This window comes from Rhodococcus oxybenzonivorans, from assembly GCF_003130705.1.
GTDB classification, from domain to species: domain Bacteria; phylum Actinomycetota; class Actinomycetes; order Mycobacteriales; family Mycobacteriaceae; genus Rhodococcus_F; species Rhodococcus_F oxybenzonivorans.
Genome location: NZ_CP021355.1, coordinates 619,249 through 637,815, shown reverse-complemented (window position 1 = coordinate 637,815; position 18,567 = coordinate 619,249). Strand labels below are relative to the sequence as shown.

Sequence of the window (18,567 nt, the reverse complement as noted above, 5' to 3'; positions counted from 1 at the left end):
GCCAACAATAACCTCGGATCCCACAGTGATCGCTCCACACTGCCCCCCTCTCGTCAAGAACCTCGTCGAGCGCAGTGGTCGGGATGCGGAACTCTTCGCCCTCCGACCCACGGAGACAGCCGCGTACATAGGCGAGCATGGCGAGTCGACGCTCGAGGTCTGCTGCGGTTCGATCGCACACCGTCTTCTTGCCCTGAACGGGCGGCCATCAGAGCGCGCCGCTCGACCCACGAGAGACAAAGTCAGTGCGGCGCAGCATCCTGGTCACGGGGAGGATATGGCGTTCGAGCAACTCAGCAAGCTTCTCGAGGGTGACCTCCACAGCGCCGAACATGCGATCACCCTCCATCGCGGCGCGGGCGACGGCCCGGCCGCGACGGCATACCGCGGCAACAGGAGTCGGTCGGTCAGGCTCGATCACGGACCCCCACCTGTTTCAGCCGAGCGGAAGCGGCAACTTTGCCGCAGCGTCATGGAAGGCTCGCACAATCGCGGCCGAAATCCGACCGCGGAGGGACACATGACGGCCCTCCCCCGATTGCCCACTCGCGAATTTCCTTGGTCGTCGCCTTCGCCGGAGTGGTGCCCGCCGCCGCTCCCGTCACCGGAGCCTTCTTCACGGCCGTCGCTTCCGCAGCCGACTCCGCAACCACCGACTCCGCAACCGCCGACTCCGCAGCCGCCGACTTCGCCCCTGCCGACTCCGCAACCGACGTCTTCGCCACCGACGTCTTCGCCGGAGCTTTCCTCGCGACCTTCTTCTTCACGGCCGTCGTCTCCGCGGCCGACTCCACAGCCGTCTTCGCTCCTGCCGCCTTCGTTGCTGACTTCTTCGCGACCGACGTCTCCGCCGGAGCCTTCCTCGCGACTACCTTCTTCACACGCGTCTTCTTCGCCGGCATCGCTTCTGCCTGAACCTCCTTTGTCTGAGCGTCATAGAAAGCTTGCTCGATCTCGGCCGAAATCCGACCACGGGGCGACACCTCGCGACCCTCTCCGATCGCCCACTCGCGAATCTCTTTAGTCGTCGTCTTCGCCGGAGCCTTACCGGCCGCACCCGCTCTCTTCGCCGGCGCCTTCGTGGCGACCTCCTTCTCGGCGGCCGTCGTCTTCGGCGCTGTTGTCTTCGCCGGAGCCTTCTTCGTAGCCACCTTCTTCGCCGCCGGTGACTTCTTCGCAACCACCTTCTTCGCCGCCGCTGCCTTCTTCGCGGCCGTCTTCCTCGCGGCCACCTTCCTCGCTGGCGCCGTTTCTGCCTGAGCGTCATGGAAAGCTTGCTCGATCTCGGCCGAAATCCGACCGCGGGGCGACACTTCACGGCCCTCTCCGATCGCCCACTCACGGATCTCCCTGGTCGTCCTCTTCGCCGAACCTTCGGAAGTCCTCGGTGATACCGCCATCGTGCTCTCCTTCTACATCGGCAATCGTCGACCGCACACAGTAACGGCAGGTCCGTCTCGGTAATGCGGAAGCTTCATCCGAACTGACATTTCAGTTGTCTAAAGACATTGTCCATGTGGGCAGACCAACACGACCCCTTTTGGAGCCCACACTCACATCGCATCGAGCTTTAGGCAGGACGAGGGGTGGCCCACCATGGCAGGGGTTAATCTCCTACGTAATCCCGAAATATCCTCGGCGTCTGGTGATTTAGTGTGGCGGGCTTTGACGATTTCTTTAGTTCAGGGCGGCGAGCGGGCGTGCGCCTTACGGCCCACCATCTACCCACCGCCGACTGTGCCGGAAATTCCGGAGGTGCAGCGTCTCCCGGACTCGCGTAGCAGCGGTACCGAACCCTACGGCGCAGGCGCGCCGGCCACCTCCCCAGCAGCCGGGAGAACACTGTCATGACCGCGGCACCGCATGTGGAGTGTGGTCACTCGCAGTCGGCGTCATCGTCGTCCCCACAGGGCCGCGGTACGCGGCGATCGCCTACCTCGACGCCAACACCCCCGATCCGCTGCCGCTGCGTGCCGGGGATGTCCTGGTCGTCAACACCGCCCGCGCCAGCCTTCCGCGCGCACACCACCTCCCCCACCGCCCTCACCCACTACCTTTCAGGCCGGGGTGCGGGTGCTGTCCACCGGCGAATCTGCACGCAGGCGTTCTCGTCACCAGCCGGCGGGCGGTCGCCGGATCCACCGGCGCTTCCCGCGGCTCGACCATCACCGATGAGGCCGTCATGATCACCGACAACCCCGGCACGGCCGCCCGCAGGTACATCGACACCCTCGACGAGATCACGAAGTCGACCCAGCATTCCCACGCCACCGCGATCTGGCGGATCGGCCGGATCGTGTCCCTGCCCGGGATCCGCGGCCCGGTACGCGCTGAACCCGAATTCCTCCCCACCCCGGTCACCCGAATGCGCCTGTGGCACCGCACCGACTACCAACCCGGCCCCGCCGTGGACGGCGAAGACAACGACACCGCAGAACCGTCGAACTACCCCGGCGCCGACCTGCCCGGCGAAGAACTCGCCGCCCGCCTCATCGGCAGACAATCCGACGAATCCACCTGCACCAGTTGCCTCCTGGTCCATCACCAAGGCGACTCGTCAACAAGCAGCAGCTGATCGGCCGCGACTGCGCCGCAGACCCGGACGGTCACGGCTCGGGTCGATCGGCCGGAACCTGCGGATAGACCACCACACCGTTCTCCTTCACCCACGTCACGTCACCGCCGTCGGCATGCTCGACGAGCAACTCGACGGTCGGGATCTCCGCGGACAGTGGGTGATCGAACGCAGCCCTCGCGTTGCAGGCGCACACCGTCTCCTCGGAGTCACCGGTGTCGAGGGCGTCGATGACGAACCCCGGGGTGAACCGGCCACCAAGACCGCCACCACCGCGCAACGCTTCCTGCCGGCCCCGCCACCACCGGGTCAACGCCCGGGCGCGGGTGATGTGTTGGGGTGCTTCGACATCGAGGATCGTGAACTTCTCATAGTCCGCGTACGCAAGATCGCGCATGAGCCGCGGGCCGAGGCCGGGCCAGCTGAACGTGCCCTCGAGGACCAGGTTCTCCCCGCGGGACAGACAGATCTCCGTGATGGTGTCGAGGAGTTTCGTCGACTCGGTGTGCACCAGGGTGGCGAGTTCACGAGGCATCAGCCGGTGCCCGTCCGAAAGGTCGATGCTCAGCAGGTCGGTGTAGACGCCCCGCTCGATGGCGTCGCGGAGCGGGTAGTCCTTGATCGTGTCCGCATCGAGTACCCGCCATCCTTGCCCGGCGAGGTGCCGGCGGTCGATACTCGACGACTTCCCACCCCCCGGTGGGCCCGGCGGTCGTGGGCGCCAGGAACTGACGGCCGACCCCGACGTCGGTTTGTTCCGCGAGGTAGGCGTCGACGATCGCATCCCGGGTGCGGCGTCGAGCGACCGGGTCGAACAGGTGGATCGAGGCGGCAGGACCGTTCTTGTCGAGGATCCCGCCGGGCCGGCACCAGGCTTCGAGGTCGGCAGCGACGGCAGCGGGGTCAGAGTGCATTCGCCTGCGCACGCCGATCCGCGGTGGCCGCGAGCAGCACCCGATAGTCATCATCACTGAGCAGGTCGCGGGAGCGTTCGATCTGATCCCATGTGCCCCGCACATAGCTCTCCCCGAGCGGGTCGTCAGCCGGGACATGGCCGAAGGTGTAGTCCCAGGCGATCAGTTCGGCCATCATCCGATCGTGATCGATCCGCTTCGCGGCATGCTCGAGCAGCACCTCCCGCGGGGAGCGGTCGAGGGCAGACGGGTTCAACCGCAGCTTCTTCGCGGTCCGGCTGACCTCCGGTTGCGTGACCGCCAGATTCTTCGCGATCACCCGTTGCGGCACCTGATTGTCCGTCGCGTGCGCCACCGCACGCAGCAACTTGATCTGCAGTAGTTCCGTCTCCGCCGGGATCGCCCGGAGATCACGCTCGACATCACCGGTCAACGCCACACAAACCGCCTCCAACTGCACTTATACATACTGGTATCACCGCGGATGACCACCCACCGGGCTTTGGCCGTGGGCATCGCGACGACCCTGGCCCGCCGACTCGACACGGCCCGACCACAGCCGTACTTTCTCGATCAGGTGGTCGAGGGCGGCCACAATGCGATCCCGCCCCGGCTCCAGGCGAGGTTGTGAGAACGCGACATCCCCGGGGAAGGCATGCGGGCGATCGCGCGGAACCGGGAGCTCGACTTCTGGTCCTACAATTGACAGATCGGGAGGATGACGGTGACCTTTTAGTCGGCGAACGCGTTCAACCAGTTGGGTGGATCATTTAGTGCTTCAGCGATGACCTCGTCCTCTGGCAGGATCCCGGACTAGCCAATGTATTGATGGGGCAGACTTGCATAGATAGGGCCGCATGCGCGAATTGCCTGAGTCGGTCCGAGCGAAGTTCGATCGAGCGCTTCTGCAGGTGATCGATCGGTCCTCTGCGACCGCCGAACTGCCTGTGCTACTGATCCTCGAACCCGTGTCGGGCGATACGGCCGATTTGTGTACGTCATTTCGCGTCATCGCGGCTGGCGTTCTCGATAAACTTGCTGCGGCAGGGATACATGACGTGCGCGAACTCTGGATCAGCAATGCTGTCGCAGTTGGGTTGCCAGTGGCGTTGTTGATTTCAGTTGCGGCCCTTCCTGAAGTGCGGCACGTGGTGCTCGACTCGCCTCGGTCGAGTGAGCTGTAAAAACGCGCGAAAGGACTCCGGATGATCAGGCCGACAGCCGACAGCAGCCGAGAATCGGTCGACTGGTTCCTGCAGAAACGTCGACCGAAGCAGCGGGCGGAGCTCGAAGCCGCGGTCGGCGCGGATGTCGTTGCCAAGCTCGATCCGTGGATTGTGCATAGGATCCTCGACGAGCGTGAAGAGTCGAAGTTCGCGCAGTGGACAGGCACGCCCGTACCCGATGAACTCCCGGCACACCGGGTGCTGATCAATCTCGCGTCCGGCAAGGTGCGTCGCCGTGAGCAGGTGCCGAAGGAACGTCGGGACGATGCCGTCCGAGCGCGCCGAGACGAAGCCAACTTCTCGCTGCGGGAGATCCGTGATGATCTCGCACGCCGCGGAATCGAGGTGGAACAGGAGTTCTGGCTGACACACAGCGTGCAGGCGACGCTTACGACATCGGAGGTCGTCGCGATCGCACGACGACTGGACGTCAGCTCGATCGTCAGCAATCAGCTGCACTTCGCGCAACTACTCGATGTCAGTAGGCACATCATCAAGGCCGACGTCATGCCCGTGGGGATAACTGGTGCGGGGGTCACGGTCGCGATCCTCGACACGGGTGTGGATGTCAGCCATCCATCTCTGGCCGGTCTCGGTATCGGGGCTCAGCAGGACATGACCGGCACCGCCGTACGACGCGATGATCGTGGGCATGGTACGTACTGCGCGGGAATCGTCGCGAGCAGTCACACGAAGTACCGCGGAATCGCTCCCGGCGCCACGGTCGTCGACATCCGGGTCATGGATGGTACCGGCACCGCGCAACCATCTTGGGGTGTTGCTGGGTTGGCCGCAGCGGTGACCGCCGGCGCCGACGTCGCGAACAGTAGCTGGGGTTTTTCGCACAAGGACGGCGAGTGGGAGGATCCCGACGGATCCTGTGTCTTGTGCGTCGCCGCGGATCAGTCCACTGCGCTTGGCGTTCTGAATGTCGTCGCTGCCGGCAACTCCGGTGAGGATATCTGCGGCAGTTACGACACCATGATCTGTTGTCCGGGGATGGCGAACAACGTCCTCACCGTGGGATCGACAGAGGACGATGACACGCTGTCGTCGTTTTCAAGTACTGGCGAGACGCCTGACGGTCGGCTCAAGCCCGAGGTGCTTGCCCCCGGCGGCGACATCGGGTCGCTGAAAGCGACAGGCATCCCGACGTTGCCCGGCGCGATGACTGTCGAACCGGGCATCATCAGGGCAGGCGGCACCAGTGCGGCGGCTCCCCACATCGCTGGAGTTGCGGCGCTGATCCTCGCCAAGAATCCAAACCTGATCCCGCGGCAGGTCGCGCGGCTGATCATCGTCAATACCCTGCGCCTTCCGAGCCTGCCGCTGCTGTGGTGTGGGCGCATCGACGCGCTCGCCGCTGTCAACGCGACACCGCCCCCGTAACGAGAGGATGGTCCTCGATGACCGATGATTTCGCCCCGCGAGAGGCGAGCGTAACTCCAGGTGATCAGCTGGTCGCGAATCGAGCTCGTCACGCGATTGCGACGTTCAAGGCAGACAATCCCGCCGAGTTCCTCGAGCTCGTCCGCGAGTTCGACGGTCGCGCGGCCAACATCGCCGTCTTCGGCACCGGCCGGATGAACGTACGGGTCACGCACGACGACGTAACCATCGATCCCGGTCTCGGCGACGGCGAAAACGCGAGTGGCGCCATCTACATGGAGACGGCGCAAGCGATCATGCAAGGCCAGATCACGCCGCTGCAGGCGTACTTCAGAGGGGACATCATCGTGCGCGCACCGTCGGAGGACCTCCACCGGGCCTACGGATTCTTCGTGAAGTTTGCCGAGCTCGCACTCACCTCCGGTGCGATGCGCGAGCACTTCGACAACTTCCGTGCCGACTTCACCTGACGGGGTGAACGCCCGACTCGAGGGCGTGCTGCTCGGCGCCGTGCGTACTGCCGATCCGGCGATGAGCACAATGGCTGCCGTCTTGCTTCGTCGTGGTGGCAAACGCCTACGCCCGACGTTGCTTCGGCGGTGCGCCGAACTCGGAGACGCGGACGATGACATCGCCCTTCGGGCGGCGGCCGTCGTCGAGTTACTGCACGTGGCATCGTTGCACCACGACGACGTCATGGACGAGGCGTCGATCCGGCGCGGCGGTTCGAGCGCGAACGCGTTGTGGGGCGACGAAACGGCGGCCCTCGTGGGGACCCACATCATGGCGCGAGCAACGGCGTTGCTCGCAGGCCTGCCGCCTGATGTAGTCGCGTCGGTCGCGGACACGACATTCGTCGTCTGCACTGGGCAACTCCGGGAAACCGAACACGCGTACGACCTCGACCTTGACCTCGACACGTATATCGACATTCTGAGGATGAAGACGGCGTCCCTGTTCGAGTTACCCTGCCGGATCGGGGCGATGTTAGCGGGACTCGAGCCCAGCCAGGTCGACGCGGTCGCACGCTACGGAAGCAACCTCGGGATCGCCTTTCAACTGATCGACGATCTACTTGACTTCGAAGGAGAAACAACAGCGTTGGGGAAACCGACAGGGACGGACCTAGACCGGGGAATCTACTCTTACCCTGTGCTGTTCGCGCTGCGGGAACCGACTGGTGCCACACTCCGTGAACGGCTCGGCGCCTCGGAAACAGTCGGCGCCGCCGCCGAACTGGTCCGCGCAAGCGGTGCGCCGACTGCCACCGGAGAACTCGCTCGGGAGTACTCGGACCGGGCGGACCGCAAATTGGATTTGTTCCCCGACACAGCAGCACGCAGCGCGCTCCGAGCGCTGACCGACCTTGTCATCGCTCGCGACCGATGAGCACAATTCGGTACGAGGCGATCGTCGTGGGCGCGGGTCCCGCCGGCTCGGCGGCGGCGTACCGTCTTGCAGCCAAGGGGAGGCGCGTGCTAATCCTCGAGCGCCACCAGTTCCCGCGCGACAAGGCGTGCGGCGATCTGCTTACAGCGCGGTCGGTGCGGTTGCTGGCCGAAATCGGTGTGCTCGACTCGCTACCGCAACACCACCGCATCCGAGGATCCCGAGTCCATATGCGGGGACACCAGTTCCGCGATCTCCACTACACCGAAGACGCCGAAGGGCTCGTAGTTCCGCGTCGCCTGCTCGACGATGCTCTGAGTCGACGAGCCGTCGACGCCGGTGCCGACCTCTGGACCGGCGCCGACGTCACAGGCCCCGTGCTCGACGATAGGCAAGTGGTCGGCGTCCAGGTACGTCTGGCCGACGCGCTGGTCGATGTGCGGGCGCATGTCGTCATCGCTGCCGACGGTCCACGGTCGTTGCTCGCGCGAGCCGCTGGGCTCGCGATGCCGACCCAGGGTCGACTCGGACTCGCGGTCCAGGGTCGGTTCGCCAACGTGCAATGCGAGTCGGATTTGCAGGAGATCTTCCTCCCGCTCACCGATGTCAGCGAACGGCATGTGATGCGGTCATTCGGATGGATCCACTACCTGGGCGGCACCGAGGCGAATGTTGGTATTGGACTATATGAACCGTCGTTAGCCGGTGAGATCGACATGCTACTCGACGAGTTCGTCGCACGGCTCCGTCGTGAGCGCGGGGGGTTCATCCGGCATGGGCGCTTGCAGAGCGCACCACTGTGTTTCGACTTTGCACCGAAACGCTGCGTCGGCCCTGGCATTCTTCTGGTCGGTGCCGCGGCCGGGCTCACCAGCCCCTTTACCGGCGAAGGCATCAGCTACGCGCTCGAGTCGGGTATGACCGCAGCAGATGTCGTCGATCGAAGCCTGCGGCAGGGGTGCACACCCCCGGATCTACTGGACTACCCGATACTGCTCGAGCATGCGTACTCGGGCTACTTCGGCACCGGCCGAGCATCGATGCATCGGTACAAGCTGATGTGGCATGTCCTCGAGAGCACGTTCGACAGCGAGCGACCTCCCTTCGCTCTGTGTCGACGGGCGGTCCTGCTCTCGGAGGGTTCCGGGGAGTTTCAGGCGTCCCGACTCACCGACGACGTCAGCGCACTCATCGCACCGGGTTCGAACATCCCCGCCGACCTGCTCGGCGTCGGCGAAACGATGACCGCGGCGGTACGCGGCGAGTGGCCGTTCCTCGCCCGCCTGGTGATGACACAATCGGGCGACCCCGGCGTGCCATTCCGGCCGGCGTTGCTCCTGCTGCTGTGCTCCTACTTCGGTGACTCCAAGCGGCGGCAGCTGATCGACACGGCAGCCGCGGTCGAGCTAGGCTGCTTTGCCGCGCTCGGTCAATTGGGGGTTGACAACGCACCAACGCAATCGAACTGGGGCAACAAGTTCGCGATCCTCGTCGCCGATCTCCTCCTCGCGAAGGCAACACAGCTCTCGGCGCGCGCCGGCCCGGACGTACTCACGGCGATGTCCACGGCGATCACCAACGTCTGCACCGGGCAGCTCCTCGAAACCGCGAATGCGAAAAATGCGCACCTCGATCTCGCCGAACGACTCCGGATCATCCGACTCAAATCGACACTCCCGTTCGAGTTGCCATGCCGGCTCGGTGCGCTGGTGGCCGGAGCGGGATATGCTGTCGCGCAGGACGTCGAGGCGTACGGTCGGGACCTCGCGCTCGCCTACAGGTTAATGGATGAGGTGCTCGACCTCGACGACGTACCAACGCCACGTACCCAGACCTTCGACGCATTGACGTACCCGATGCTCCTCGCAGTGCGCCGCGATCGCTCCGGGCAACTCACCGAACTGCTCGACCGGGGAGACCACGGAACGGATCGTCCGGCGATATGTGCGATCGTGCGCGCGACCGGCGCACTCGAGACATCTCGGACGCTCGCGCAGCACTACGCCGGCCGCGCGACAGAGGCCCTCACCGCGCTGCCTGCAGGAACCGCTAGGTCATCGCTGTCTGCGTTGGCGAGGTACGCGGTCACCCGCGTCATGGAAGATAGCCCGGATCTCACCTCGATATTCGATTAGGACTGGTGACTACGCCGCGTCCAGGACTTCACCCGGACGCGTTTTCGCGTCGGGAGTTTCACCTCATGCGTGAATCGCCCCACCCCGGGAAACTCAGCCTGCTCATCCCTCCACAGGGCGAATCCAATGAGGATCGCGTTGCCTCAGCGAAGGGTCCGGATGCGGGTGCGTCGTCACCAGCAAGGGGGCATACTGACCGGCGCTGATGCCGATGGCCGAATACGCTCACCTGAAACCGGCCCTACTCGTCCGGGCCCATCCTTCCTGACACCACATCTCCTCCGAATCGTCACCGGCCCCACAAACGACCAGACGGTCTGCCCGAACGCGCTGTACCCGTTCCTATGACCTCTGCGCGGCACACGCCGCGACCACACGTCACCGGCCCGGGTCAATACACATAGACCACCGCGTTGTTGCCCCCGGTGCAGGTCACCACCCGCATTCCGCCGCAGAACATCGAATACCGCTGTCCGGTGACCGGGCTATCCGCAACGATCGTCACGGGCCTTCCACGCTGCAATTGACTCAAGTACTGGCGGCGGACCTCTTCAGCGAATCCGCGCGAGGTGACGGCGGTACCGACAGCCGAGGACGTGAACTCGGGGTTGTTGAACACCGGTGGGCACGGCCGGGCAGTCGAGGGCAACGCCTCGACCGGTTCCCGTACCGGCAACGCTGGGTTCAGCGTGGCCGGTGGCGCCAGTATCGAGGACTCTGTCGGGTTGGCCGGACGGTCAGCGTCTCTGGCCTCTTCCGCGAGTCGAGGTCCGATCGTGATGTACCCAACCAACCCCAGCACCGCGACCGTCAAGACGCCAAGCAGTACCCACATCCATCCCGGAGGACCACCACCGCTCGGGGATGCCGGTTGCGGGCGCGGCTGTCGACCCGGATCCGTGCGCTGCCCGATCTGGACCGCCGCGATCGACGCGGTGACGCACAACGTCAACGACCCGAGGACAACCATTCCACAAACCCCACCCGACCCGAGCGCCGATCGGCTCACCGAACAACTCGCCGCGCATCGAGGTCACGGCAAAGACGTCCACGATCGCCACCACAAGGCAGAGCGCACCGACGACTGGGCCGACCCACCGGAGTCCGTACCGAGACCGGCCCCATCCCCACAACGTGAAGATCGCCGTGGCCCCAACGAGCCCCAGGATCAGCGTCAAGATGCTGTCACCATCGATCCAGCTGGTACCGAAACCGAGGAAGCTCGCCCACGGCCCGAAACTGCCGATCACGATGCCCACACTGGACGGCCGCTGCAACCAACGCCGCAACGTGACCGGAAAGGCCGCTCACCGCAGGTGAGACGACGGTACCCAGCACCTGACCAACCACCGACTCCAGAAATCGGATACAGCCGCAGACGTTTACGATCGTTCAACTTCGTCGCCTTCATCCCGGCCGACCCCGACAACGCCCAGAGGGCGGTTACCAGGTTCCAGCCTGGCCACACCGGACCCAGCGGGTTCCGGTTCATCGGACCCAGTCCCGATTCGGGCCCACGGCGTCAGAAGGGCGTTCACCGCCTCCGCCTCGGTGTCCAGGATCACCCGAGCCGCCGTCGGCACCTCCCCGACAGGAACACCCGCCGCAACCAGATCGTCCGCGATGAACCGATCGCCAACATGACAGACGTGAATCGCGGAACACCTACCGCGCCGACCGGACCTTCCGCCGAAGCTCCGCTCGAGACCTTACGCCGTGAGGTCACTCGATTCCGTCGTCCGCGTGTCGGGACTGCGTGATAACGGCCGATACTTCGGTCCTGCGCCAGAGGATCATTGCCCATGCGGGTCTCTGCGGCAGGCGAAGAATTGCCACCGAGCCAAGGACGACTCGTGGATTGCAGCGGCACCTGCCGCGTTACTCGTCGGTCCCCGCACCGGCTACGCCAATCCGCAGTGCTACGCCCGAAGCAGCAACGACTGCTCCCGCGACATCACACGGGAACACTGGATGAGCGCCGATCTCCTCCGGCGCATCGCGAGGGGTCGCGCAATACTGCTTACCTGACTTCCGAAAAGGACGAGCACTCGCTCAAATGCTCGTTGCCTGGACAAGTGCGAATGTTGAATCTCTCTATCACAACGTAATTTCAAGCATGAAGAAGTGCGGTTCACCGAGGCGCCGACGGATCACCGGGCCACCCTCAGCGCTCCCGCCCATCGCGTCGCCGCTCCGGCGAGACCGGCGCGGCGGCGTGCATTTGCGTCGGCGGGATGGCATCGGCGGTGGGGCAACCACAGCACCCGATAACCCCGGATGCGTGTCCCGGCAGCGGACCCTCTAATCTGGCGGATCCGAACACCCAGAGCATGAGGAAAGATCAGGCATGGCCACCGACTACGACGCCCCGCGAGTCACCGAATCCGACGAGGGGGGACACGTCCCTCGAACAGCTGACCGCCAGCCGCAAAGACACCCAGTCCCCCGTCGTGGACGTCGAAGACTCCGACACCGCCGAATCCTTCGAACTGCCCGGCGCCGACCTGTCCGGCGAAGAACTCACCGTCCGCGTCATCCCGAAGCAGGCGGATGAATTCACCTGCACCAGTTGTTTTCTGGTACACCACCGCAGCCGCCTCGCCGACGCTGCGCAGCTGATCTGCCGCGACTGCGCCTGAGACCGTCGGAGCATCAGAGGACCCGAACGACTCCACACCAGAAACGGTGCAATCCTCCGTCTCCGCTGATCTGCGCGGAAACTGCCACCGCCGTATGTCACCGCATCGCACACACTCGACCCGCGCGATGACTTCGTCTCACGGGCCCGCGGCGGCCTGCGATCGAGGCGGTGGGGCGGTGGGGCGGGCGGGGCTCGAAACCCGCGACCACCGATTCCGAGGACACGGCTCTCACCGACTGAGCTGTAGCCCCATCACCGCACCATGCCCACCAGCACGGGATATGGCGATGCTCATGGCCACCCTGCTGGCCAGTCTCCGCCCGTGCCGGGCGGCAGGTCTTCATGCGCGGCCGAAGAGCTGCCGCACCCCACCGTCCGCATCGACCGCATACAGCGCCAACCCCAACAAATCCAGAACCCGCTGAGGTGCCCGCCCCCGCAGCTTCCACCGACCGCGGCTCGTCCCGCACGACCAACGCAAACGACACCGACTGATCCGCCTCGCTCGGCATCCGCCTCACGGAGCTGTGAGGCTGCCCCTTAGGAGTGGACACCCCTGACAATGGTTCTAGTAGAGCCAGGAGGGATGTCGAAGTGGGACGCCAGTCTCTGTACCCGGAGGAATTCCGGAAGGACGCGATCGCGCTGTACCGCGCGGCCGACGGCCAGCGCACATACGCGGCAGTGGCCGCGGACCTGGGCATCAGTGGCGAGACGCTACGGACGTGGGTCCGCAAGGACACCGCCCGCAATGGACGCCCCGAGACCCGTAGCACCGCCGGTGGGGAGACCGAAGCGGACGAGCTCGCGCGGCTGCGCGCGGAGAACGCCCGGCTGCGCGGCGCCGAGAAAGAATGGCAGCTCGAACGCGAAATCCTGCGCCGGGCAGCCGCGTATTTCGCATCAATGTCATCCTGGAGGGGTCCGGTGGGATTCGTTCGCTATTTCGCTGCCCCGGCTCGCGGGCTGGTGGCTTTTCCTGATGTGCGGTCCCACCGGGCCCGGAGGGTCGTTCGTGTGGCTTGATAGCGCCTCTGTGTGTCAAGCAGCCGTAGGTGGTGCGTGTTGTTGGTCCCTGAGCATTCGGCGATAGAGGACGTTCGCGAGGCGGCGTTTGAGTGCGCGCCGGGCTTCGGCTCGTGTCTTGCCTTCGTCGAGTTTGCGCTGGTAATAGACGCGGCCGGGCCCTGGGTCGCGGGCTTGGCAGACGGCGATGGTGTGCAGCACGGAATTGAGTTGACGATTGCCACCGGTATTGAGCCGGTGGCGTGTGTTCTCGCCGCTCGACGCTGCGAGAGGAGCGGTGCCGGTGGAGCCGGCGAAGTGATCGGCCGAGGGGAATCGGGTGATGTTCCCGATGTGGCCGAGAAGTTTGGCGGCAAGGACGGTGTTGATTCCGTGGACTTCCTGCAGAGTCGTCGTCGTGGCGGCGACTGCGTCGCGCATCTGAGCTTCGTTGGCTTTGATGTTCGAATCGATGCGCCGGAGGTCGGCAAGCACGTCCTTGGCCAAGTCCCGGCGGCAGGCGTCGGTGGCGGTGGTCGGTTTGATCCGTTGCATCGCAGCGCCGGCCTTGTCCGCCGAAGCCCGATCGGAACGCCGCCTGGAATCAGTTCCCGTAGCAGCTGGTGCAACCGGATGACCTCACACGCGTCTTCTCACGTGTGAGGTCATCGCGGCGCTCGGACAGCAGCCGCAAGATCGTGCTCTGGTCCTCGCGGTGAACTTGATGTAAGCCGTGGTGGTACAAGGCGGTCAGCGCGACGGCCCGGGGCATCGTCGGGGTCGGTTTTGCGTCCGCCGCCGGTGCTCAGGACCCGGACTTTCATTTGCGAGGGTGGAAGGAACGTCAACAACGTCCTCACCACGCGCGACCAGAATCTGCGCGATGCCCCGGCCGAGTCCCTTTGCTCCCTCGATCGCGTATTGCCGTTCTGGCCATCGCTGGCACCATTTCACCAACGCGGTGGCGGTGCCGGCATTGACCACGAACCGACGGGACCCGACGGTGACGCCGCTGCGGCCGACGGCAACTGCGGTGAATGACGACTTGTGCGGGTCGATTCCGATGATGACCACCTGGCAGTACTCCTTCGGTAGGCGAAGTCGAACGTGCCTGCGGAGGGCATCCTGACTTGAAGATCTCGTTCACGCCTCTGTCGAGCCACACCGCAGGGCGGGTGTCGACCGGCATGGCACGCTATCAGTGAGCCAACCTCCGAAGATGGTGGCAAGAAGCCTGCGAGCCTGCGCCGATCGACACCCTGGACGCTACGAGACTGCAGATCCCGATCACATCCACAGGTGATTTAACAAGTCAGAAGCCTGCCGCTGGTGCCCGATTGAGGCCTGCCCGCGAACGCACCGATCCGACGCCATAGCCCCTCAACCGGATTGGAGTCACCAGTTGATCGTGATCGGAGTCGACGCCCACAAATCCACCCACACACTTGTCGCGGTCGACGACATCGGCCGTCAGGTCGGGCAGCGGACCGTCAAGGCCACCACCGAGGGTCATCTGCCGGCGATCGAGTGGGCCGCCCAATGGCCGCAGGTGCAGTTCGCGCTCGACGACTGCCGCCACGTGACTCGGCGACTCGAATCGGATCTGCTGCGCCGCGGTTACGCGGTGGTCCGCGTCAAGACCCAGTTGATGGCCGTGCATCGGCGCAGCGCCCGCCAGCCGGGCAAATCCGACCCCATCGACGCGCAGGCCGTGGCGATGGCCGCGCTGCGTGAGGAGAATTTGCCGATCGCCCAACTGGACGGACCCACCCGGGAGGTCAAGCTCCTGTCCGATCACCGACGCAATTTGGTCTGCGAGAGAACGAAACTTATCAACAGGCTTCGCTGGCACCTGCACGAGCTGGAGACCCTGAACTTGTCATTCCCGTGCGGGGGATCCGGCGGTATCGCGTCATGGATGAGCTCGCCGAACGGCTGACTGCGTTCACCGGTGTGGTCGCCCAGATCGCGGGCGAACTCCTCGACCGGTGCCGGCAGCTGACCGAGCAGGTCAACAATCTCGAGCGCCAGATCCGTGACCGCGTTCGGCGGATCGCGCCGTCGCTACTCGCGATACCCGGGTGCGGGGTTCTCTCCGCCGCCGTCATCATCGGCGAGACGGCCGACGCTCGACGTTTCCACTCGAAAGATGCCTACGCGAAGTCAACGGCACCGCTCCGATCCCGGTCTGGTCGGCCCACGAGCGGGTCCGTCTCAATCGCGGTGGCAACCGTGCCGTGAACTCGGCGCTGCACGCGATCGCCACTACGCAGGTCGCGCGCGGCGGCCCAGGTGAGGACTACGTGGCGAAGCTGCAGGCGGCGGGGAAGACGAAGCGGGAGGCTGTGCGCCTGCTCCGCCGACGTGTTTCCGACCGGGTGTTCCAGGTCCTGCGCACCGCCGAAACTGCAATCAAAAACCGTTCACAAGGGCCACTTTCGGCGGCGGCTTGACATAGAAGCATCAAGGAGGTGAAGTGAAGACCCGCCGCTGGGACTTCATCTCCGACCATCGCGCCGAGTTCTTCCGTGCTGCGGCTGTGCCGGGTGCTCGGGACCTCCCGATCCGGATACTACAAACACTTGGCCACCGAGCCGGCCCGAGTCGAGCGCCAGGCCGACGAGGCCGCGACGGTCGCCGAGATCCGCGCCATCCACGCCGAGCACCGCAGCGCCTACGGCGCCCCGCGCGTGCACGCCGAACTCCGCTCCCGCGGGCGCAAGATCAACCGCAAACGGGTGACCCGATTGATGCGGATCCACCACGTCGTCGGTCGGCACCTGCGCCGCACCAAGCGCACAACCATCGCGGACAAGTCGACTTCACTCGTTCCGGATCTGGTGATGCGGGACTTCACCGCCCCAGCCATGAACATGAAGTGGTGTGGGGACGTCACCTACATTCCAGTGGGATCTTCATGGTTGTTCTTGGCCACGGTGATCGACATCTACTCACGTCGGGTGGTGGGCTGGTCCATCGCCGACCACATGCGCACCGAGCTCGTCACGGACGCGATCGAGATGGCGGTTCGCACCCGCGGTGGTGACGTTGAGACGGGATCTGATGGTCGGGCCAGGCGGCGTGGTCGTCCCAGGGTTCGTTGTGTTGCAGACACCACCACATGCGTCCGAGGAGCTTGTTGGCGAGGTTGCGCAGCGCGGCGTTGTGGTGGTCGCCGCGGCTCGCCGTTTGTCGTAGTGGGCACGTGCGCCCGCTGATTTGGTGAGGGTGACGAACGCCCACCAGTGGCAGGCGTCGCCGAGTCGCTTGTTGCGGACCTTTCGCGCCTTGACGTAGTGCGATCGGCCCGAGGCGCGGGTGATCGGCGCAGTGCCGGCGAACGCGCGCAACCCGTTCGCCGTCGCGAACCGTGCAGGATCGTCGCCGACCTCGGCCAGGACCCGGGCGGCGAGAATCGGACCGAGACCCGGAGCCGACCGCAGGATCGGTGCGAGGGGGTGGCTGTCGAATTCGCGACCCAGCGCGTTCTCCAGGCTGTCCACGGACTGCTGCATCGAGGCGATGACGGCGAGCAGGCCGGTGACAGCATGACCGAGTGCCTCCTCGACCTGCGGCGGCTGCCCGAGCGCGGGCGTTTTCAGCTCCCGCAGGATCCGCTCGACCAGGTTCGGGTCGTTGCGTCGGCCACTGTGATGCAGGAGCGCCACAACTTTGCGTCTGATCAGGGCTCGACCCGATGCAGGGGTGGGCGCCGCGGAGAGCACCGCGACCGCGGCGCGGTGCTTCAAATTCGGAAATGCCTGCAGTGCACCAGGATAAAATTCCAGCAATACAGAACGTAGTCGGCTGATGGTCTGATACAGCGCCCAGATCGCCTCCTGGTGCTGACGGGCGAGGGCCTTGATCGCCCGGCCGTGTTCGCTGATCGCCGGCATCGGACGGTGCATCGCTCGGTCGGTGCGCAGAATATTCGCCAGAATCGCGGCGTCACCCGGATCGGACTTGCCGCCGGCCTGTCCGTGGCGTTCGCGGTAGCGGGCCACCGCACGGGGGTTGATCGGGTATACGGTGAATCCTGCTTCCACCAGGGCCACGACGAGTAGATTCTTGTCGGTTTCGATCGCGATAGGGGTGGTGCCGGGTGCGCCTCCGCTCTCCGCGATTACCTCCAGCAGCGCGGTCAATCCCGCTGTGCCGGTGTCGATGCGCTTCCGGGCGACGACGGTGCCGTTCTCGTCGACGAGGGCGACATCGTGATGCACTTCGGCCCAATCGATCCCGCAGTTGATGCTCATGTACAACCTCCTGTCCAGCGGCGTATTTTGCTGTGAGCTCGGGGGTTGTGCGGCGACCTAATGGAAGCGCTCTTCGGCGCGGCATCTCACAAGCCGATCACGTGCCCCAGCGACTGGCAGGGTCACCGTCTACATTCAGACCTCTCACACAGTCGGTTGCCATCACAGCAGTGATCCCCTTCCAGCAGCTCAATGCTCAGACTGCGCCTGGATCGGTAATATCTCAGGGACCTCCCGCCAGTCGCCTTGTGCGTGTCGGATCGTTGGTCCGACTCACCCATTAGGTGATGTCCCCACACCATTTGGTATCGACAGCCGTAGCGGTGAAGTCTCGCATCACCAGATCCGGCACCGACGGAGCCGACTTGTCCGCGATAGTCGTGCGCTTGCTGCGGCGCAGGTGCCGGCCGACCACGTGGTGGATTCGCATCAGCCGGGTCACCCGTTTGCGGTTGATCTTGCGTCCGCGGGAGCGGAGTTCGGCGTGAACGCGCGGGGCGCCGTAGGCGCTGCGGTGCTCGGCATGGATGGCGCGGATCTCGGCGACTGTCGCAGCCTTCTCCGCCGCGTGCTCGGCGCGAGCATCCTCGGTGGCCAGGTGCCGGTAGTAACCGGAGCGGGAGGTTCCCAGCACCCGGCACAGCCGCTGCACGCCGAACTCGGCGCGATGGTCGGAGATGAAGTCCCAGCGGCGGGTCTTCACTTCACCTCTTTCGCGAAATACGCGGCTGCCCGGCGCAGGATTCGCGTTCGAGCTGCCATTCCTTCTCGGCACCGCGTAACCGGGCGTTCTCTGCCCGCAGCCGCGCGAGCTCGTCCGCTTCGGTCTCCCCACCGGCGGTGCTACGGGCCTCCGGGCGTCCATTGCGGGCGGTGTCCTTGCGGACCCACGTCCGTAGCGTCTCGCCACTGATGCCCAGGTCCGCGGCGACCGCCGCGTATGTGCGCTGGCCGTCGGCCGCGCGGTACAGCGCGATCGCGTCCTTCCGGAATTCCTCCGTGTACAGAGACTGGCGTCCCACTTCGACATCCCTCCT

15 protein-coding genes and 8 pseudogenes are annotated in these 18,567 nt (G+C 65.2%); 14 read left to right on the top strand and 9 right to left on the bottom strand.

Annotated features, from left to right (window positions below):
- Positions 1-208 precede the first annotated feature (208 nt).
- Positions 209-421, bottom strand: coding sequence for a hypothetical protein (locus tag CBI38_RS33990; RefSeq protein WP_230990326.1), 213 nt, complete (start codon positions 419-421; stop codon positions 209-211).
- 137 nt (positions 422-558) lie between these two features.
- Between CBI38_RS33990 and CBI38_RS39770 the strand changes: the two genes are divergently transcribed.
- Together CBI38_RS39770 and CBI38_RS39765 are read left to right on the top strand one after the other, a co-directional pair.
- Positions 559-915 carry a hypothetical protein gene (locus tag CBI38_RS39770; protein ID WP_230990325.1) on the top strand — a complete coding sequence of 119 codons (357 nt, stop codon included), beginning with the start codon at positions 559-561 and terminating at the stop codon, positions 913-915.
- Positions 916-1,080: 165 nt separating this feature from the next.
- Positions 1,081-1,260, top strand: coding sequence for a hypothetical protein (locus tag CBI38_RS39765; RefSeq protein ID WP_230990324.1), 180 nt, complete (start codon positions 1,081-1,083; stop codon positions 1,258-1,260).
- Between the two features lie 50 nt (positions 1,261-1,310).
- Here CBI38_RS39765 and CBI38_RS39760 read toward each other — a convergent pair.
- Positions 1,311-1,400, bottom strand: a pseudogene (locus CBI38_RS39760) (hypothetical protein); the annotation flags it as partial.
- Positions 1,401-1,870: 470 nt separating this feature from the next.
- On the opposite strand from CBI38_RS39760, the gene CBI38_RS40845 reads away from it, so the two are divergent.
- Positions 1,871-2,575 carry a DUF4193 family protein gene (locus CBI38_RS40845; RefSeq protein WP_230990323.1) on the top strand — a complete coding sequence of 235 codons (705 nt, stop codon included), beginning with the start codon at positions 1,871-1,873 and terminating at the stop codon, positions 2,573-2,575.
- 31 nt (positions 2,576-2,606) lie between these two features.
- Here the strand turns inward: CBI38_RS40845 and CBI38_RS33975 are convergent, their stop codons facing one another.
- Together CBI38_RS33975 and CBI38_RS33970 are read right to left on the bottom strand one after the other, a co-directional pair.
- On the bottom strand, positions 2,607-3,359 hold the full coding sequence (locus tag CBI38_RS33975) for a zeta toxin family protein (RefSeq protein ID WP_230990322.1): 753 nt from the start codon (positions 3,357-3,359) through the stop codon (positions 2,607-2,609).
- Positions 3,360-3,478: 119 nt separating this feature from the next.
- Positions 3,479-3,928 (bottom strand): hypothetical protein, encoded by a 450-nt coding sequence (locus CBI38_RS33970; RefSeq protein ID WP_109335842.1) that lies wholly within the window; start codon positions 3,926-3,928, stop codon positions 3,479-3,481.
- Positions 3,929-3,973: 45 nt separating this feature from the next.
- On the opposite strand from CBI38_RS33970, the gene CBI38_RS38125 reads away from it, so the two are divergent.
- The 6 genes from CBI38_RS38125 to CBI38_RS33945 all read left to right on the top strand — a co-directional run bounded on the left by CBI38_RS38125 (position 3,974) and on the right by CBI38_RS33945 (position 9,628).
- Positions 3,974-4,120, top strand: a complete 147-nt coding sequence (locus CBI38_RS38125) for a hypothetical protein (RefSeq protein WP_162603369.1) — start codon at positions 3,974-3,976, stop codon at positions 4,118-4,120.
- 226 nt (positions 4,121-4,346) lie between these two features.
- Complete coding sequence (locus CBI38_RS33965) at positions 4,347-4,673, top strand: hypothetical protein (RefSeq protein ID WP_109335841.1); 327 nt, start codon at positions 4,347-4,349, stop codon at positions 4,671-4,673.
- A 21-nt stretch (positions 4,674-4,694) separates the two neighbouring features.
- A complete protein-coding gene (locus CBI38_RS33960; protein WP_109335840.1) occupies positions 4,695-6,104 on the top strand; it encodes a S8 family serine peptidase in 1,410 nt (469 codons plus the stop codon).
- Positions 6,105-6,121: 17 nt separating this feature from the next.
- Complete coding sequence (locus tag CBI38_RS33955) at positions 6,122-6,574, top strand: hypothetical protein (RefSeq protein WP_109335839.1); 453 nt, start codon at positions 6,122-6,124, stop codon at positions 6,572-6,574.
- Positions 6,558-7,493 (top strand): polyprenyl synthetase family protein, encoded by a 936-nt coding sequence (locus CBI38_RS33950; protein WP_162603368.1) that lies wholly within the window; start codon positions 6,558-6,560, stop codon positions 7,491-7,493. The genes CBI38_RS33955 and CBI38_RS33950 overlap by 17 nt, the downstream gene beginning before the upstream one ends.
- Positions 7,490-9,628 (top strand): geranylgeranyl reductase family protein, encoded by a 2,139-nt coding sequence (locus tag CBI38_RS33945; protein ID WP_109335837.1) that lies wholly within the window; start codon positions 7,490-7,492, stop codon positions 9,626-9,628. The genes CBI38_RS33950 and CBI38_RS33945 overlap by 4 nt, the downstream gene beginning before the upstream one ends.
- A gap of 391 nt (positions 9,629-10,019) precedes the next feature.
- Here CBI38_RS33945 and CBI38_RS33940 read toward each other — a convergent pair whose 3' ends face one another.
- The gene (locus tag CBI38_RS33940) at positions 10,020-10,598 is read right to left on the bottom strand and encodes a serine/threonine protein kinase (protein WP_230990321.1); all 579 of its coding nucleotides are present in this window, start codon (positions 10,596-10,598) and stop codon (positions 10,020-10,022) included.
- A gap of 209 nt (positions 10,599-10,807) precedes the next feature.
- On the opposite strand from CBI38_RS33940, the gene CBI38_RS38655 reads away from it, so the two are divergent.
- Positions 10,808-10,948 (top strand): hypothetical protein, encoded by a 141-nt coding sequence (locus CBI38_RS38655; RefSeq protein WP_204165020.1) that lies wholly within the window; start codon positions 10,808-10,810, stop codon positions 10,946-10,948.
- Positions 10,949-11,975: 1,027 nt separating this feature from the next.
- Positions 11,976-12,267, top strand: a pseudogene (locus CBI38_RS33935) (DUF4193 domain-containing protein).
- A gap of 342 nt (positions 12,268-12,609) precedes the next feature.
- Here the strand turns inward: CBI38_RS33935 and CBI38_RS39750 are convergent.
- Positions 12,610-12,850 (bottom strand): annotated as a pseudogene (locus tag CBI38_RS39750) (hypothetical protein).
- Between the two features lie 13 nt (positions 12,851-12,863).
- Between CBI38_RS39750 and CBI38_RS33925 the strand changes: the two are divergent.
- Positions 12,864-13,171, top strand: a pseudogene (locus tag CBI38_RS33925) (transposase); the annotation flags it as partial.
- A gap of 139 nt (positions 13,172-13,310) precedes the next feature.
- On the opposite strand, the gene CBI38_RS39745 reads toward CBI38_RS33925, so the two are convergent.
- Positions 13,311-13,829, bottom strand: coding sequence for a transposase (locus CBI38_RS39745; RefSeq protein WP_230990320.1), 519 nt, complete (start codon positions 13,827-13,829; stop codon positions 13,311-13,313).
- An 847-nt stretch (positions 13,830-14,676) separates the two neighbouring features.
- On the opposite strand from CBI38_RS39745, the pseudogene CBI38_RS40990 reads away from it, so the two are divergent.
- Both CBI38_RS40990 and CBI38_RS33910 read left to right on the top strand, forming a co-directional pair.
- Positions 14,677-15,727, top strand: a pseudogene (locus CBI38_RS40990) (IS110 family RNA-guided transposase).
- Positions 15,728-15,738: 11 nt separating this feature from the next.
- A pseudogene (locus tag CBI38_RS33910) lies at positions 15,739-16,324 on the top strand (IS3 family transposase); the annotation flags it as partial.
- Here the strand turns inward: CBI38_RS33910 and CBI38_RS33905 are convergent.
- Both CBI38_RS33905 and CBI38_RS33900 read right to left on the bottom strand, forming a co-directional pair.
- Positions 16,278-17,530: pseudogene (locus CBI38_RS33905) on the bottom strand (IS110 family RNA-guided transposase). The pseudogenes CBI38_RS33910 and CBI38_RS33905 sit on opposite strands and share 47 nt — an antisense overlap.
- A gap of 283 nt (positions 17,531-17,813) precedes the next feature.
- A pseudogene (locus CBI38_RS33900) lies at positions 17,814-18,552 on the bottom strand (IS3 family transposase); the annotation flags it as partial.
- Positions 18,553-18,567: the final 15 nt, after the last annotated feature.